The sequence below is a fragment of the Flavobacterium sp. ACN2 genome, assembly GCF_002303885.1.
GTDB lineage: Bacteria > Bacteroidota > Bacteroidia > Flavobacteriales > Flavobacteriaceae > Flavobacterium.
Map to the genome: position 1 here is coordinate 292613 of NZ_MRCM01000003.1, position 19196 is coordinate 311808.

Below are 19196 nucleotides of genomic sequence, written 5' to 3' on the forward strand. Positions count from 1 at the left end.
TATTTTAAGTTTTTATTTACATTGTACTTAAATTTACTTATATCACTTATATGCTTTAAACTTCATTTTTTACTTTAGACCGTCTATTAAAGCGTTTAAAGCTTGTGTATCGAAGACGGTATTATTAGTTCTATTCATGATTCCGAAACCATTATTTCCTAAGCTTCCTTCGTCCCAATAAAATGGTAATAATCCATTTGCTTTTGCCGTTTTGACTACCGTTTTTAAATAATAGGCTCTTGAGTTTAAATGCAAAGTCAGCGCGTCTCCTGTTAAAGTTGTTCTTCTAATTGCTCCAAACTCTCCCAATAAAACCGGAATTCCTTTGTCTACAAATTGGGTTTTCATCAATTTGAAATTCTTTTCTAAGTCAGCTTCTTCGCCCCAAGTTGCGTTTCGTTCTGTATCTGTTGTAGAATGAAATCCTGCTCCCCAATAATAGAACATTTTACCCCAAGTTTCGTCTTTGGTTAAACCTGCGAAATTCCACGGAGCATAATAATGTACTTCGACCATCATTCTGCCAGTAACTTTATCTGTTGGCAATGTAGTCATTAATTTATTTGTTTTTTCGATATCTGTCGTTGGTCCCTGAACTACCAAAACACGAGTGGCGTTCTTTCCTCCCGTTGAACGAACTGCATCGATAAAAGTTTGATGGTACGAATTTAAAACTGCCATTTGAGTAGCATCTTCAACCGCTGGTTCGTTGGCGCTTGCAAAAAGTAAATGTTCGTCAAAACCTCGTAAATGTGTTGCAATTTGTTCCCAAAACGCTTTTTGTTTCGCATTGTTTTCTACTTTTTTGGCTTCGGTAATATTGTTTTCCAGCCAGCCGCCGTCCCAGTGAATGTTTACCACAACATACATATCGTTATCAATGCAGTATTGCACTACTTCTTTAACACGATTTAGCCAATCTGCTTTGATTTTTGCTGTTGCAGCATTTTCTAAATTCTGATTCCAAGAACACGGAATTCTGATGGCATTAAAACCATTTGCTTTTACGGCATCAATTAAAGCTTTGGTTACTTTTGGATTTCCCCAAGCGGTTTCTCCTCCAGTTGCTTCCAAAGTATTTCCGATATTCCATCCCAATTTGATTTTTGCTGCCAATTCGACCGCAGAACTTCCCATTCCGGAAGCATCCGCAGCAATTGGATTGGTATTGTAACTTGGATATAAACTTCCTGCTGCCTGAGAAACTGAAATTGTTGCAGACGGCACATCCGTGCTTGTCAAAGTAATCACAGCATTTCGCAAAGCTGTAGTCGTGTTTTCTAAAGCGGTAATTTTTACCACGGTACTTCCTGATGTTCCAGCAGTCGAACTTAATTTTATCCAGCTGACAGGATTGCTCAATGTCCAAGCAACTCCATTGGAATTAACCGTTACTTCTATTGTATTTTCTTTGCTTTCAAAATCGATTTTACTCGTACTCGCAGTAAGCGTTTTTATACTTACTGGAGCTTCTTCTTTATCTGAACTGCAGGCTGAAACTCCTAGAAAAACAAAACATAAAATAAAACTCAAGAAGTAATCGTTGATTGTTTTTTTCATTTGGTTTAAGTTAAGTTAAATATAAGTTTTTAAAATCAACGCCAGCTTAATGGGCTGGCGTTGGTGGTTTGGTTATTTTATAGCAATAACAATTTATTTAACTGTTACCTGAATTTCTTTTTTAATATCTCTTGAAGAAGTTCCCAATTTGATAGTATATTTTCCAGGTTCCACTGTCCATTTTTTAGCAGCAACATCGTAGTAAGCCAATTCTTTTACCGGCACTTTGATCGTCACTTTTTCTGAACTTCCAGCTTTTACATCCGCTTTTTTGAATCCTTTTAATTCTTGCGCTGCACGAGTGATTTTAGAATCAGATTTTGAAGTATACAATTGAACTACTTCTTTTCCGTCTATTTTTCCTGTGTTTTTAACGTCAACTGTAACTTCAATTACGTCGTTTTGAGCGTACGAATCTTTATTTGCTTTTGCATTATCAAGCGCGAAAGTTGTGTATGATAATCCGTAACCGAAAGGATATAATGGTGCAACATTTTTTGTATCAAACCAACGGTATCCAATTAAAATTCCTTCAGCATAATTTACCGCTTTGTCTCCAGGGAAACTGTTTGTAGCATGCGCAGGAGAATCTTTCAATTGTTTAGGCATTGTCCAAGGTAATTTTCCTGACGGATTTACTTTTCCTAAAATAACATCAGCCAAAGCATTTCCACCTTCAGAACCGTTGAACCAGCTCCAAACTAAAGCAGAAGATTTCTGGCTAACTTCATTAATATCAAAAGGAGCCCCAGCAATCATTACGACAATAGTTTTAGGGTTTGCAGCTGTCACTTTTCTAATTAATTCTTCTTGTCCAAAAGGCAAGTGTAAATCTCTACGGTCAGAAGCTTCTGTTTCATAATCACGGTTTGAACCCGCAAAAATGATGGCAACATCTGAATTTTTAGCTGCATCAACTGCTTCCTGAACTTTTGCAGGATCTAAAGCATCAATTGTAACTGGACCATTAGCCGTAATATTTCCTAAGTTCCCTTTGTTTTTCTCATCGTAACGCTCTAAATATCCTTCTGCGTAATTGATTTTGATTGATGAAGGAAGTCTGTTTTTAAGACCTTCAAGAGGTGTAACTTCTCTTTTTGTTTTTACTCCAGCTCCAAATCCGCCAAGAGCATTTTTCTTTGTTGCATTGTTTCCAATTACAGCAATAGATTTTACTCCGTCTAGTTTTAAAGGCAATGCATTGTTTTCGTTTTTCAACAATACAATTGCTTCAGCGGCAATTTTGTATGCGTCTTGGTAATGTGCTTCGGTTGCGATGCTTCCTTTTGCACGCTCGCCTCCGCCCATTGCTTTCACTTGGAATAAAACTCTTAAAATACGTTTTACGTGCAAATCAATTTCTTTCTCAGAAACTTCTCCAGATTTAACTGCTGCGATTAATTTATCGGCTAAGAAAAATTCGTTGAAAGGTTTTGGTGTTCCCATTTCAATATCTAAACCATTTTTCAATGCTTTTGCTGTAGAATGCACCGCAGCCCAGTCAGAAACTACAATACCTTTAAATCCCCATTCGTCACGAAGGATTTTATTCAGCATATAATCATTCTCACATAAATATTCGCCTCTAAATTTATTGTAAGCTCCCATAATACTGTATGCTTTTGCTTCTTTTACAGTAGCTTCAAAAGCCGGAAGATAAATTTCGCGAAGTGTACGCTCATCAATTTGCACATCTACAAAATCACGATTTGTTTCCTGATTGTTTGCCGCGTAGTGTTTTACGCACGCCATTACATCTTTTTCTTGTAAACCAACAACCAAAGGCACTGCAATTTTTTTATTCAAAAACGGATCTTCAGACATGTATTCGTATGTTCTTCCTCCAAGCGGCGTTCTTACCATATTGATGGCTGGCGAAAGCAACATATCTTTGTCTCTTGCACGTAATTCTTCTCCTAAACTGGTTCCGAAAGTATGTGCCATTTCTGTGTTCCAAGTTGCTGCCAAAGCACCACCTGCAGGATAATAAGTCGCGAAATCGTTTGTCCATCCTGCTGGAGCCCAATTGTCGCGTGAGATTTCTTCACGAACTCCCAACGGACCGTCTGCCATTTTTAATTCTGGAATTCCTAAACGTTTTACGCCTGCGTTAGCAAACATACTGTTCCCGTGAAGCATTCCGATTTTTTCTTCTAATGTCATTTGCGAAATCAACTTGTCGATTTCGGCATCATGATCTGTGCTTATTTCTTTTCCAACGTATTCTTCGGTTTGTGCCGAATTTGAAGCTGTTGTTTGGGCATCATTTTTACATGAAGTAAAGAATGCAAAAAGTAGAGCTGATGAAAGGAATATCATTTTGTTTTTCATAGATAGTTCGGTGTTTTTTGATTTAAAGATTTTTGATTCCTCACGCATCATCTTTAAATAACGTTAATACTATTTTTTATGTTTGTGGTTTTCTCTAAATTATTGTTTGATCAAATTCAGCATTACAACATCATTTTCGTTGATTTTGAATTCTCTGCCGAAAGTGCCTTTTCCGTCAATTGTAATTTTTTCTGTTGAAAGTGGTGCACCGTTATTTTTTTCTTTTATGGAATTTACCTGCTCTCTTGTTAACTGACTCGGTTTATTCATTGCCAGATAATCCGCGTAAGCGTCATTTACTTTGTAACCCACTTTATAAATTTCTAAAAGATATTTTCCTTTCTGCATTCCATCAATCTCCACTTTTATTTTTCCTTTTTCTTTTGATGGAAGGTCTTTTATGTAATAGGTTTGATTCAATTCTTTGTCGCCGGGATGTGTATTGGTAAAATCCCATAATAAAACCTGAACATCACCTTTTTCATTTTTAGAAGCCCAAGAAGCTTTATCTGAATTTTGAAGTTCCGTTTCTCCCAATTTATTCATTAAATAATAAGAGAAATAAGCTGGCTTTTTAATTCCCTGCGTATTCAATAATCCGAAACCGCCGTGAAAAGGGGTAAATCTTGGTCCTGGTTCTTCAAAAATATCAGTAAAAACCCAATATGACATCGAGTTTGCAGCGTTTCCAACTTGTTTTATTTTCTGCAAAATATACGCTGCAGAATGATAACTGTCGTGAATTGGATCTGCTGGTGTATACGATGTGCTCCATTCCGTATAATGCAATTCCAAATTTGGTTTTGCTGAAGCTGCAATTTGTTTTCTCGAATTTAAAATATCGCCGCTTACGCCGAATTCATCCTGACTTAAAATAGTTCCCGAAGTTCCAAATTCGTCCAGATATCCGTGTTTCACTCCGTAAGTATGTGTCGAAACAAAATCCATTGGAACATTATTTTTTGCACAAAAATCAATTGTTTCCGGAACCCATGCTGCTCCTGCTGTTGCTGGGCCGCCAACTTTGTATGCAGGATTCACGGCTTTTACGCCACGAGCTGCGTAATCATACAATTTAAAATAATCTGCCTGAGTTCCAGTCCAAAAACCTGGGGATAAATTCGGTTCGTTCCAAACTTCAAAATACCAAGTTTTTACTTCTTCATCTCCGTAACGTGCTACAAAATGTTGAGTTAGGTTTCGAACTAAATCTTCCCATTTTTTATAATCTTTTGGAGGCGTTACATTTCCTTTCCACCAAAAAATAGTTTCTTTTCCGCTTGCCAATGCATTCGGCATAAAACCTAATTCTACAAACGGTTTCATTTTCAGACTAACAATATAATCGAATAAAACATCAACATATTGGTAATTGTATTCTGGATTTCCTTTTTCGTCTTCGCGATAAACGGCCATATCATCAGACAATAAACCATGAAAACGGATGTATTTAAAATCGCATTCTTTTTTCACCAATGCCAATTGCTGTTGCCAGTCGGCTCTCAAACCTTCGTTTGCTCTTCCTGCGCCGATGCATTCTTTAAACATGGTGTTTAATTTTCCAGCAGTTTTATTGAAATCTACTTTTATGATTCGATTTTCAGCATTATTGTTTTGTCCAAACAAAATGCTGTTGTTTAGAATTAATGAAATAAATAGTATTGCTGAAATTTTTTTCATTTGATAATAAATATTTATTTGATCACTGGAACAAAATCGTTGCGTTTAGTAAACCCGACAGGTTTTAAAAACCTGTCGGGTTTGGGAAATTAATAATTATAGCTTTTTAAATCTTACTGCTCCACCGCCAGCTCCGCCTAATTTCAATTGTAATTTATCTGAAGCTTTTACTGTTTTCTTAGAAATTGCTACTGCTTCTGGATTATGTGTTTGATCTGTTCCTTCAACATCTACATAAATCTGTGCTTCGTAAGTTGCATTTGGATCTAAGAATGATAATGAAACCTCTACATTTCTAGGTTTTTCATTGGTCAAAGTTCCTAAATACCAATCAGCGCTGTTTCTGTCTTTTCTTGCTGTGGTGATGTATTCACCGATTTTTCCTTCTAAGATTTTAGTGTCTTCCCAATCTGTTGGAACATCTTTTAAGAATTGTAAAGCTGGTTTTCCTTCGTAGTTTTCTGGAAGATCCGCCAACATTTGAATTGGAGAATAAATCGTAACATACAATGCCAATTGCTGTCCAACTGTTCCTTGAATTCTTTTCCCTGGATAACCTTGTTTTACCTCAACATCAAAAATTCCAGGTGTAAAATCCATTGGTCCAGAAAGCAATCTTGTGAATGGAATAATACTTAAATGGTTTGGCGGATTTCCTTCGCTCCAAGCGTTATATTCTTGTCCGCGCGCTGCTTCTCTCGAAACCATGTTTGGGAAAGTTCTTCTTTCTCCCGTATCTTTAATTGATTCGTGGTATAAAACCGCTAAATCATATTGCGCTGCTTTTTCTAAAATGTATCTGAAATAATTTACTCCAAACTGACCGAAGTGCATTTGTTTCATATTCAATTTTGAACCTACGTGACCGATTTTTACGGTATGAATTCCAAGTTTTTTGTATAAAGCAAAACCTTCATCAACTTCTTTTAAGTAGTTAATTAAGTTTGAACCTGTTTCGTGGTAACCGATTAATTCGATGTTCTTTTTCTTTCCGTATTCAACAACTTTTTCAAGATCGAAATTGTCCGCACTTTTCGTGAAACTGAACATGTGCATACGGTTTTCATACCAGCCCGGTGTCCATCCTTTGTTCCAGCCTTCAATCAATAAATGATTGAAACCTTCTTTTGCTGTAAAATCGATATACGTTTCCGCATTTTTGGTTGTTGCGCCTTGTTTGTCGCTTTCCCAGAAAGTGTATTTCCCAATATGCATTCCCCACCAGATTCCTAAATATTTATACGGTTTGAAATAGCTGTTTGTATTTTTTAATTTGTTTGGTTCGTTTAAGTTTAAAACCAAATAAGAAGTAATCAATTCTCCTGGATTTTCTCCAATTTGAAGTGTTCTCCAAGAAGAAGTAAAAGTATCTTTTACGCGAACTTTCACACCGTCAGGCCAAGGCACCAAATCCGATTTCAATTCTGTTCCTTTATTATTCACTAAAGTCATACTTGCAAAATCGATCAAGTTTGCTTCGTGAAAACTTAAAGCCAATCCGCTTTTGCTTTCAATTGTTAATGGAGTCAAAACCGTATCCAAAGTACTTACCGGAGCATCTTTGAAAAGATATTCGTCACGGTTTTCTCTGTTTGCCGGAATCCACCAAGCTTTTCCATCTTCTTTTAAGTTGAAAGTTGTTTTTTCATCCATGATGAAAATGCTGTCTTTTACATTTTGTTTTGGATAAACATATCTAAAAGCCACTCCGTCATCAAAAGCACGAAACTGAATTTGTAACTTTCTTTTGTTTCCTGTTTTTTGCTGTAAATCGACTACCAATTGATTGTAGTGATTTCTAATATTTTTCTTTTCTCCCCAAACTTGTTCCCAAGTTTCGTCAAACGTAGAAGTTTTGGCTCCTTTAATTTCAAAATTTGAACTTAAGTCTTCATTTCCTTTCAATACAAATCCCATATCAGACGGAGAAATCACTTCTGATTTTCCGTGAGAAACGGCGTATTTTGGAGCATTTTTTACTAACTCAAATTTGATGGTATTCTTTCCGTTTGGCGATGCCAATTCGTAAGCGTTTTTCGCTTTTTGACTGTAGCCAACTGCTATTGAAAACAGTACGGCTGGGAGAATTAGGTAGTTTTTCATGTTTTTTGGTATTATATTTTTCTTGCCGCTGACTTAAAGGATTTTTATTTTTCTCTCGCAGATTTGGCAGATTGCTTCGCCTGTTCGCTATCGCTTGAGTGAGCTGATTTTAAAAAATTAAAAAAAATCTGCATGATCTGCTAAATCTGCGCGAGTAATAATCTCTTTAATCTCTGCAATCTGTGGCTATTTTTTTGCCACGAATTGCACCAATTTCCACGAATTAAATCTGTGCAAATTCGTGTAATTCGTGGCTAACTTTTTTATTTTGCCCACTCCGTTTTAAAAGTGGTTTTTCCGTTTAGTGGATTTGCTGCTACTTCAAAATTGTTTCCAGTTTTATTCACTTTTATTTCTTGTACTGCATCGCCTTCTGGTAAAAATACTTTGGCTGTAGCCGAAGTCATTTTATCGCTTGCAAATACTTTTAAAGTCAATTTGCTCCAATCCATATCTTTTGTAGACTGCGCTAAACCAATGTGTGGAATTGCAGTTCCGTCTTTAATTAAAACTACGATTGGCACTTCGCCCGCTTTAATTTTATGCCAGCCCGATTGGTACACTTTTTTAGTTTGGTAATCAATCCACGTTCCTTCTGGAAGATAAACGTCTCTTTCTTCAACTTCTTCAAAAAGTGGTGCAACCAACATGCTTGAACCAAATAAATATTGATTATCTACCAACCAAGCCCCCGGATCGTTTGGATATTCTACAAAAAGAGCACGCATCATTGGCAATCCTTTTTGAGAACTTTCTTTTGCTTGAGCGTAGATATATGGCATTAATTCGTAACGCATATTATCTGCTTTTCTAAATCCTTCCAAGAAATCTTTACTATACAACCAAGGTTCGCGAGGCGGTTCTCCGTGGCTTCTTACGTGTGAAGTCAGCATTCCGAATGGTGTCCATCTTCTATAAATATTTTCAGGAGATTTTGTAGCAAATCCTCCAACATCATGACTCCAAAAACTGAATCCGCTAAGACCTAAAGAAAGTCCGCCGCGTAATTCTGCAGACATAGCACCGTTTGTCGTTTCAGAATCTCCTCCCCAATGCAAAGGATAACGTTGTGATCCTGCCCAAGTACTTCTTGCCCAGATTAAAGTATATCCTTTTTCTTTTTGAGTGATTTCTGCAACCGCTTTATTGTAACGTAATGGATATAAATTATGCTCGTAGAAACCTGTTCTTCCAGAATGATAAATTCCGTCTGGCGGAGCTGCTTCTCCAAAATCTACTTTGAAAACTGCTACGCCTTCATCAAATAATTTTTTCAATTTTCCTTGATACCAAGTTACCGTTTCTGGATTTGAGAAATCTAAAACGGCATCTTCGTACGGAAGATTTCCTTTTCTGTCTCTTACGGCTAAGTTTTTATCCATGATTTCAGGGAACAAAGTATTCTTTGGCGTGAAATAAGGCAACTGCCAAAGACAAACTTGGAAACCGTCTTTCTTTAAATCAGACATCATTTTTGTGGCATCTGGGAAACGAGATTTTGCAAACTCATAATTGTTTCTCCAATCTACATCAAACCAGCCTGTATCAAAGTGAATAACATCGGTTGGGATTTTGTATTTACGTAAATCTCTGGCTACTTCTCTTCCTTCTTTTTCTGAGAAATAAGTGATTCTACTCATCCAAAAACCGAAAGACCAAAGCGGTGGCATTGCAGCCTTTCCTGTCAAATTAGTGTATTGATCTAATATCTCTTTTGGTTCTCCGATGAAGAAAAACAAATCGGCTTCGTCGTCTCCAATGTACATTTCGTTGGCACTTGAAAAATACTTTCCAAAGTCCACTGTAATTGGCGTTGAATGATGCATGAAAACTCCGTAACCACGGCTGCTCATGTAAAACGGAATCGGTTTGTACATCGTTTCATTTTGGATTCCGTTAGCGTCATCCGTCCATAAAACTACTTTTTGTCCTCGTTTGTTGAATTGTGTGAATGATTCACCGCAACCAAATATTTTTTCGTCTGGTTCTAAACTGAACGCCGCGCCCATACTTCTTGAATAATCACTATTTCTGCGAACGTAAGAAAACGGAAGCGTTGGTGTGTATGTGTTTTTAAAATCAGTATCGTGAAGTGTGCTTGTCAGCAGTTTTCCTTTTTCATCGTAGATTTTTACGTGCCAAGGTTTTGTCAAGATTTCAACTCTTCCGTGTTTGCTTGTATAACTGTGACCACCTTCAATTTTAGCATATTTCCATAATTCTGGGTGATTTGGTGCAACGCCGTCAATCAGCATTAGAGATTCCTTCTGCGGATGAAATTGCGGGCCAGAAGTTGTTTTGATACGAACTGTTCGATCTGAAACAAACTGAATTTCGAATGGCAAAACAGGAGATTCTGCATATTCTGTTGTTGGAAATTCGTTTGCTTTTTCCACATCTGGTTTCATCATCATGTTGTTGAAAGCCTGACGTGTTTTATAATTGTATCTCAAATATTTGATGGTTCCTTTTCCCGTTGCGGGATCAAAAGAAGCCAATTCGTCTGCGAAATAAAAAGTATTCAGATAGTTCTGAAAATCTTTACTTATATCTATTGGAGCATTTAATACATCTGCATTTTGGATTTGAGCATTAGCATTTGGAACTGCCAAAAATCCAAACATAAGAGCAGAAAATAATGCGGTTAGTTTTGAGTTTTTCATTGGTTAATAATGTAGATGTTAGTTCTCCTACAAGGTTTTCAAAACCTTGTAGGTCTTTACTTTTTTTACTTATTTAAAATATTATATATACCTACAAGGTTTTGAAAACCTTGCAGGAACTTGACTTCTTATTCTGTTGTAATTACAATTGTAGCTTGTTTTAAGCCATTCGCTTTTGCGGTTAATTCTAATCTTCCAGATTGATCGCCAGATTGTACAATAACCAAACATTTTCCAGCCAAAGCGGTGTGTTTATTTCCTTTATACGATTCGTGGCTAACTGGATCTCCGCTACAAACCCCAACGATTTTTCCATTTCCTTTTAAAGAGAAATTAATTTCGTTATTCGCATTTGGTGCAATCGTTCCTTTATCATCTAAAATATCAACTGTAATAAATGATAAATCGTTTTTATCTGCTTTAATGGTACTTCTATCCGCAGTCAGTTTCAATTGAGATGGATTTCCAGCGGTTTTAATTTCTTTTTCTAAAACCACTTTTCCGTCTTTACGAGAAATGGCTTTTAAAGTTCCAGCTTCAAAAGGAATTCTCCACATTACGTGTAAATCGTCTCCTTTTTTACTTCTTTTTCCAACTGATTTTCCGTTTACAAAAAGTTCAACCTCATCGGCTTTATTGTAGTATGCCCAAACATCAACAGTTTGTCCTGGTTTCCAGTTCCAATGCGGAAAAATGTGCAAAACCGTTTTGTCTGTCCATTCGCTTTGGTACATATAATACACGTCTTTCGGGAAACCGGCTAAATCAACAATTCCGAAATAGGAACTTACCGATGGCCATTCGTAAGGTGTTGGTTCTCCAATATAATCGAAACCTGTCCAAACGTACATTCCTGCCAAGAAATCATGTTTTTTAATAATTTTCCAAGTCGCTTCATGCGTAGATCCCCAAGGCGTTTGCACCTGATCGTAAGCTGAAACAGTATTTCCAGGGTTTCCTTCTGTAAATTTAAGATCCCATCTTACTGGCCATTTTTTGATAGTATCTGAAACGGCATCGTAATATCCTCTTGTCTGTAAACCTGAAGTGGTTTCAGTTGCAATGAAAGGAGTATTTGGGAAGTTCTTCAAATGATGTTCGAATGTTTGATGTGCATAATTGTATCCGATTAAATCTAAAACTCCAGATCCTGCAAGCGGATTAATCGATACCTCTTTTTTCTCAAATTGTAAAGTCACGGCATCAATATTCATGTTTACTGGCGGATTCATTCCTGCAGTCAACGGACGTGTTTTATCGTATTGACGCGTAATTGCTGCCAATTCTTTAGCAATTTCAACACCCGTCTCACTCCATTGTTCTGGAATTTCATTTCCGATACTCCACATAAAAATACTCGCATGATTTCGGTCGCGCAACAATTGATCGATTAGATCTTGTTTGTGCCATTTGTCCCAATCGTTTCCGTAATCGTATTTGGTTTTCGTTTGCTTCCACATATCAAAAGCTTCATCCATGACAATGAAACCCATTTTATCGCAAAGTTCTAAAAGTTCTGTAGCAGGCGGATTATGAGAAGTTCTGATTCCGTTTACGCCCATTTCTTTCAAAATCTCCAACTGACGTTCGATGGCACGCGTGTTGATCGCAGACCCCAACGGTCCTAAATCATGATGCATACAAACCCCTTTTATTTTGACTTGTTTTCCATTCAAAATAAAACCTTTGTTCAAATCGAATTTAAAATCTCTGATTCCGAAAGTGGTTTTGTATTGATCGATGATTTTATCGTCAAGCGAAATTTCGGTAACTGCTGTGTATAGTTCTGGGTTTTCATCTGACCATAAAATCGGATTTTCAACTTCTGTCGATTGATTCAGCGTTTGGTTTTCGTTGGCGTTGATTGTTATATCTTGAGTAACGGATGTTACTTTTTTGTCTTCTTTAAAAATAGTGGTTGTTACCGTTGCTTTTTTACTTGCTGCATATTGATTTTTAATTGTCGTTTCAATACTTACAGAAGCTTTTTCGGCCGTAACTTTTGGAGTTGTAATATACGTTCCCCATTGTCCCACATGAAGTTTATCTGTGGTTTCGATCCAGACATTTCTAAAAATTCCTGAACCCGAATACCAGCGTGAATTGGGTTGTTTTGAATTGTCAACCTTAACAATGATTTCGTTGTTTTTGTCTCCGTAATTTAAATAAGGTGACATGTCATATTGAAAACCAATATATCCGTTTGGACGTTTTCCTAAATAATGACCGTTTATCCAGACTTCGCTGTTTCTGTAAACACCGTCAAAAGTGATTGAAGTAATTTTTGTGCTGTTTTCTGCAGCTACTTTGAATGTTTTTTTGTACCAGCCCAAACCGCCATTTAGAGATCCTCCACCATAACCGCCAGGACTTTTTTCATCAAATTTTCCTTCGATGCTCCAATCGTGAGGGACGTCTAAAGTTCTCCATTTTGTCGAAGTTCCAATAGTGTCTTTATCAGCAATACTGTCATTAAGATGAAAACTCCAATCTGCATTAAAAGAAACTTTTCGGTTTACAAATGCATCTTCTTTTTTTGCACAAGAATTCAAGAAAAGAACTCCGGCTGCAACTGCCCATAAACTTATGTTTTTTATGTTTTTAATAATATGCATGGGTACTTTTTTGTTTTTTGGAATTTGAAGATAGAAATAAAAATCGATTTCATTTATTCCTACCCAAAATAATTTAAGTCTCAGTCTTAAAGCACATTATAAATGTATTTAAAACTGAGACTTCAAAACTAACTAACTTATGATTTTGGAACTAAATGATAGATCAAATAATCATTATCTGCTCTAATAGCTATAAAACATAAACTTGTATCGGTAAGTTCAACAATTTTTACATTGGTAAAACTAAATGATGGACTAAAGTAACTTGGTTCATTTGGATGAAGCATTTCTGTTCCTCCGTTAAACGAAATTCTATCATTTGTTTCGCCAGTTGTAAGACTAAAATTGAATGTTCCTACTTTGGTTGTTTTTTGTGTGTTTCCTAAAGTTGGGTTGGTTTGTGTTACTGAAACATTATAACCTCCATTAAGATCAAATGTAATTTCTCCCCAATCTTTATTTTCTAGACCAGCCCAAGAAATATCAGATAGATTTGGCCACCAACCTGGTCCACTTACTTCTCTGTTTACATAACTAGGAGTGTTTCCAATAAATTCCAATGGAGCAGTCATATACAAAACCCAAGTTTTTCCAGCTTGTCCGTTGGTCAATTTTTCCCATCTTGGATCACTAAAGAAAGCATCATCATTCTCTGGAACGTCTACAGTTACTGGCGCAGCTTCTACAGATCCACCTCTAACAAATGCTGTGTAGTAAATAGTATACTTTCCTGCAAAAGGGAAATTTACTTTATCGTCACTTTTGTTAGAATGCCCAAGTTCATTTCCGTTTCCGTCAACATATCTCCAAAATGGAATTACAGTTGGATCATCATTCTTTAAAACTACTTCATTCTTTTTTGCTGCATTTTGAGTTATCGAGAACTCAAGTGTTTCTGGCGTAAGCGTTACTGCCGGAAGGCTTTCACGATCCTCAGTTGCTTCACAAGAAAATAAAAACGAACTGATAGTTACAGCCGCTAATATTATATATAATATACGTTTCATAATCAATTTGTTTAAATGTTAATTCCAACCTGGATTTTGTTGAATAGTACCATTTGAAAGTACTATTTGCGACTGTGGCAATGCGAACCAACCTAGAGTTTCTGGTCTAAAAGTAACTGCAAATTGAGAATCTCCAGTCGTGTTATCAATAGCGGATTTCATTGCTGGCATACCTTGTCTGATTAAATCAAAATAACGTAATCCTTCTAATGCCAATTCTAAACGACGCTCTTCCATAATAACCGCTTTAGTTACAGGAATTCTATGCGTAGTACTCTTGAAAGCACGATCACGAACTCGGTCTAAATCTGCTTGTGCTAAAGCTGCATTTCCTTCCAAATTTAATTCGGCAGCCATTAATAAAACATCGGCAAAACGAATAATAGCATAATCCTGATAGTTATCAATTTGGAAGTTTCCTCCATTTGCTTCAACAACTGCTGTTCCTGCCGCATTAGTAATTGGACAGTATTTTTTCCAAGAATATCCTGTGTATTGACGTTGTTCTCTAGCTTGTGGATCAAAATTTAAACCTTCACCAACATAATCAATAAATGATGCTGCTTTTCTACTATCGCCAGATTCATATGCTTGAACCAATTTTGGATTCACTGTTGCTCCTCCCCATCCTGTTGCATATTTTCCAATTGAACCTCCACGTGGTGCAATGTTTACTTGAAAACGGTTTCCTTCGTGAAGATCCCAATTTCCTTTACCTGAACCATTAAAACGAACAGCCCAAACCATTTCTGTATTATCTTCTCCAGCAAAGTTTTCGAAAGAAGCCGCTAACCAAAGATTAGCAAAATCGGCAACTAGTCCGTGGCCACTGTTATTTACAGCATCATTGATATACGTTACAGCTTGTGCTTTGGTAACTACACCTGCTAAATCTGCTTTGCTATAAGCTCCTGTGTAAAATAAAAATGTTCTAGCCAAATAAGCTTCTGCCGCCCATTTTGTAATACGTCCGTAGTTTGCATTTCCTGCTTGCGAGTAATTTTCAGGACCTAAGTTATCTGCTGCAAATTTTAAATCGTTTGCAATTAAAGCATAAGTAACTTCTGGCGCTTGTCTTGGCAATTCAAATTCGCTTGTGGTTACTGTATGGTCTAGCGGAACAATATCTCCAAACATTTTTGCCGCTTGGAAATGAAAGTGTGCTCTTAAGAAACGAGCTTCTGCTTCGTAACGTGTTTTCAAAGCGGTATTAGATCCCCAGTTTACTTTGTCTAAGTTTTCTAATAAAACGTTAGCTCTATAAATACCAAGATAAGAGTTTGTCCATGTTAGAGCGTTCATATCTTTATCTGTAGTATATTGAAAGCGGTCCCATTGTAAATCTACTGTTGGATCTGCAATACCGAATCCTCCAAAACAGTTATCAGATGCTTGCTCACTTACGATCAATTGTGTACCGTAAGCTTCTCTTTGCAATACGTCATAAACTGCTACTAAACCTTCAAAAGCATCAGATGGAGTTTTATAGAAATTCTCCGTTACTTTATCTGTATATGGTTCGTTTTCTAAAAAATCTTCCGAGCAAGAGCCTAAAACAAGTAAGCTTGAAAGAGCAAATAATTTTATATATGTTTTCATCGTTTTCAAAAATTAAAAGTTAACATTCAGACCCATTAAATAGGTTCTTGGCTGAGGATAATATCCAACATCAATACCTTTAGCCCAAGACTGATTTACGTTTCCGAAACCAATTTCTGGATCCATTCCTTTGTACTTTGTGAATGTATAAATGTTATTTCCTGCAACATACAATCTGAATTTGCTGAAGAAACTAAGTTTTGTTGTCAGCTTTGTTAAATCACATCCGATTGTAGCATTTTTAATTCTGAAGAAATCTGAGTCCTGAATATACAAATCAGAGAATTTAGTATAGTTACCATTATCATCTGTTCCGTATGTAACTCTCGGAATTCTGTTAGAAGTTCCTTCAGTTGTCCATCTTCCTAACACCTCTGTAGTGTTGTTTGTGTACGCACGAGTATAATCGTGAACTCCAAAAACGTTTTGTCCTCCAGCGATACCGTAAGTATTAATAGAGAAATCAAAAGCTTTGTATGATAATTCTAAGTTAACCCCGTAATTAATATCTGGATTTGGATCACCAATTTGAGTTTTATCGTTTGCATCGATTTTTCCGTCACCGTTTAAGTCTACGAAACGAACGTCTCCTGGCTGTGCATTTGGCTGAACACCTGCTGCAACTTCAGTAGCATTTTGGAAAATTCCGTCTGTTTTTAATCCGTAGAAATAGCCCATTGGTTTTCCAACCTCAACACGGTTCATTTCGTCTAGACCTTGAAATAAAACGTTTGATTCTCCGTGAATGATTCCTTCGTTGTTAGCAATTTTCAACACTTCATTTTGGTTACGAGAAAGGTTTGCATTGATAGCAAAATTCCAGTCTTTTCCAAAACGTGTACGGTAAGATAAACCAATTTCAAAACCTTTATTGCTTACGTCTCCACCATTAATGTAAGGTGCAGTTGCTCCAGCATAAGTTGGGATAGAGGCCAATACTAACCAATCTTTGGTTTTCTTGTCGTAGTAATCAAAAGTCAAAGTAAAGTTGGTGAACAACGTAGCATCAAAACCTAAATCTAACTGCTCAGAAGTTTCCCATTTTAAGTTACGGTTTGCTAATTGGTCTGGGCTTGAACCTACTAAAAGGGTTTCGTCACCAGTTCCAAAATGATATGTTTTATCTGTAGAATTTACAGTTGACATATAAGCAAATCTTCTAGCAAATTGGTCGTTACCATTTTGTCCCCAGCTTGCTCTTAATTTGAATGTATTTAAAACTTTATTTTCTTTGAAGAAAGCTTCTTTATCTAAATTCCATCCTGCAGAGAACGATGGGAAAATAGCATATTTGTTATCTGGACCAAATTCTGATGAACCGTCACGACGAACTGTTGCAGAGAATAAGTATTTATTGTTGTAATCATACAATAAACGTCCGAAGTAAGACTGAATCGCATAATCTTTACGATTTCCTTTTACCACATTTGATGTCGGATCTTTTGCATTATCTAAATAAGCGTGCTCGAAATCATCAAAAATTAAGTTTCTTCCTTGCCCTTCCATATAATCAGAAGTATTCTTTTTAGCAGAAGTACCCACTAACACATCAAAATTATGAGAATCAGCAATGTTAAATTTGTATTGAAGTGTGTTTTCAAAAATCCATCCTAACGATTTTGTTGCGCTTTGAGTTACGCTAGAAACTGTATTATTATCATTTGAAGAAAGCGAATAAACTGGTCTGAAAGAACGGTAATTGCTATCTGTCATATCAACACCATAACTAGTTCTGAAAGTAAAGTTTTTTGCAAATTTTAATTCCGCAAAAATGTTACCTACATAACGATTTGTTTTAGTCTGATTAAAGTTGTTATAGTATAAAGATCCAACTGGGTTACTAATATCTTGAGAAATAATAGAACGTGCAAAATCTCCATTTTCGTCATAAGCCTGATCAATTGGAGCTGCATTTAAGAAAGCTCTAATTGCGTTGCTGTAGATACCATCATCTGCAACACCACTAGACTTGATGTTTGATAAAGTGAAGTTTTCACCAATTTTCAAATATCCTTTAATAACTTCAGAAGTCGAGTTTACTGAAAAAGTAACACGATCGTATTGAGATTGGTTAGTAGATCCTCCAATCATACCTTCTTGTCCGTAGTAAGATAAACCAGTTGCAATGGTAGATTTTTCGTCACCTCCAGTAATCAAAAGGGAGTGATTTTGTTTCATTGCGCCTTCGTTAAATAAATCTTTCTGCCAATCATGATCAGGAAATGCAGCAATTTGCTCTTTAGTATATAATGGCGCATATCCAGAATTTACACGAGCCTCATTCATTATTGTTGTATACTCTTGTGTATTCATCAAATCCAGTTTTTTAGCAATCTGCTGAAAACCTGTATAAGAACTGAAAGACACATTCATTTTACCATCTTTTCCTTTTTTTGTTGTAACCAAGATAACTCCGTTTGCGGCTCTTGCTCCGTAGATAGAAGCTGCAGAAGCATCTTTCAAAACGTCAACCCTTTCAATTACCGAAGGATCAAGGTATCCAATTCCATTATCCACTACTACACCATCAACCACATAAAGCGGATCACTGTTTCCTGCTGTACCTGCTCCACGAATATTTACCACCATATTCGCACCTGGCTGTCCAGAAGATGAAGTTACCGAAACCCCAGAAGCTTGACCTTGTAAAGCATTTACAACATCAAGACTCGCAACCTGCTGAATGTCTTTTCCAGACACCAAAGAAGTTGCCGCAGTATTTACTTTCTTCTTTTGAGTACCGTAACCGATTACTACAATTTCTTTAAGTTCTGAAGTTTCTGGATTCAAAACGACATTGATAACTTTTTGAGTTCCAACCGTAATATTCTGCGATTTGAAACCTACAAAAGTGATTACCAAAACATCTCCTGTTTTAGCCTCCACTTTATATTTTCCATCAAAATCGGTAACAGTACTCGATTTTGTTCCCTGTACTTGTACAGTTGCTCCTGGAACTCCAAATCCGTCTTCGGAAGAGGTAATTGTCCCACTTACAGTTTTGGATTCTTGAGCAAATCCAAACTGCATCATAAATACGCTAAGCAGCACCGCCATAAAATATGGAAGCTTTGTTGTTTTAATACAATTTTTGCTTTTCATAATAAGAATTGATTAAGTTTAAGTTATAGTTAGTGTTTTTTTACCCTACGAGAAATCCGGAAAAACTTCCCAAGCAGGTCATGCCAAAAAAGAGGGCCTGAATCTCTTTTCCAACATTTAGTACTTGCAGACTATAAACAACTTTAAAATCGATTCTTTGGGCAAAATCTGATGATGGTAATCTCATCAAAAAGCGATTTAAATCAATTTCTAAAAAAAACATTTGTGGTAAGTTTAAGTTAAGTGTAGTTTTGTTCTTTTTTACTTATAGTCAATTTGAATTTATCTTATGGTAAATTTGACTACAAGTGTAAAACAAATTTTCTATATTAACAAAATATTAGGGTTATTTTTTTTCGATTCTGATTAATCCTAATCCATTTTTATTAATGTTGTAAAATCTGAACGAGAATTGAAATAAAAAATATAAAAAAATCAACGTTTTATAAAATTGACAATCAGTCGTTTAAGAATTAATTTAAAAAGAACGCTTTTTTAGTACATTCTTAAACGACTGATTATCAAAATTTTGTTTC

10 protein-coding genes are annotated in these 19196 nt (G+C 36.2%); all 10 read right to left on the reverse strand.

The window, feature by feature from the left end; genetic code table 11:
* Positions 1 to 69: 69 nt before the first annotated feature.
* On the reverse strand, positions 70 to 1560 hold the full coding sequence (locus tag BSF41_RS05250) for a cellulase family glycosylhydrolase (RefSeq protein ID WP_172426849.1): 1491 nt from the start codon (positions 1558 to 1560) through the stop codon (positions 70 to 72).
* Between the two features lie 93 nt (positions 1561 to 1653).
* Positions 1654 to 3891, reverse strand: a complete 2238-nt coding sequence (locus tag BSF41_RS05255; RefSeq protein ID WP_095928521.1) for a glycoside hydrolase family 3 C-terminal domain-containing protein — start codon at positions 3889 to 3891, stop codon at positions 1654 to 1656.
* A gap of 99 nt (positions 3892 to 3990) precedes the next feature.
* Entirely contained in the window at positions 3991 to 5571 is a 1581-nt protein-coding gene (locus tag BSF41_RS05260) for a glycoside hydrolase (protein ID WP_095928461.1), read from the reverse strand.
* 96 nt (positions 5572 to 5667) lie between these two features.
* Positions 5668 to 7674: a glycoside hydrolase family 97 protein gene (locus BSF41_RS05265; RefSeq protein WP_095928462.1), complete on the reverse strand. Its 2007-nt coding sequence runs from the start codon at positions 7672 to 7674 to the stop codon at positions 5668 to 5670.
* 263 nt (positions 7675 to 7937) lie between these two features.
* Positions 7938 to 10337 (reverse strand): alpha-xylosidase, encoded by a 2400-nt coding sequence (locus BSF41_RS05270; RefSeq protein ID WP_095928463.1) that lies wholly within the window; start codon positions 10335 to 10337, stop codon positions 7938 to 7940.
* Between the two features lie 128 nt (positions 10338 to 10465).
* Positions 10466 to 12952, reverse strand: coding sequence for a glycoside hydrolase family 2 TIM barrel-domain containing protein (locus BSF41_RS05275; RefSeq protein ID WP_095928464.1), 2487 nt, complete (start codon positions 12950 to 12952; stop codon positions 10466 to 10468).
* 137 nt (positions 12953 to 13089) lie between these two features.
* Positions 13090 to 13959, reverse strand: a complete 870-nt coding sequence (locus tag BSF41_RS05280) for a hypothetical protein (RefSeq protein WP_253251759.1) — start codon at positions 13957 to 13959, stop codon at positions 13090 to 13092.
* Between the two features lie 18 nt (positions 13960 to 13977).
* Entirely contained in the window at positions 13978 to 15558 is a 1581-nt protein-coding gene (locus tag BSF41_RS05285; protein WP_095928466.1) for a RagB/SusD family nutrient uptake outer membrane protein, read from the reverse strand.
* Between the two features lie 12 nt (positions 15559 to 15570).
* Entirely contained in the window at positions 15571 to 18660 is a 3090-nt protein-coding gene (locus tag BSF41_RS05290) for a TonB-dependent receptor (protein WP_095928467.1), read from the reverse strand.
* A gap of 40 nt (positions 18661 to 18700) precedes the next feature.
* The gene (locus tag BSF41_RS23590) at positions 18701 to 18883 is read right to left on the reverse strand and encodes a hypothetical protein (RefSeq protein WP_141248118.1); all 183 of its coding nucleotides are present in this window, start codon (positions 18881 to 18883) and stop codon (positions 18701 to 18703) included.
* Positions 18884 to 19196 lie beyond the last annotated feature (313 nt).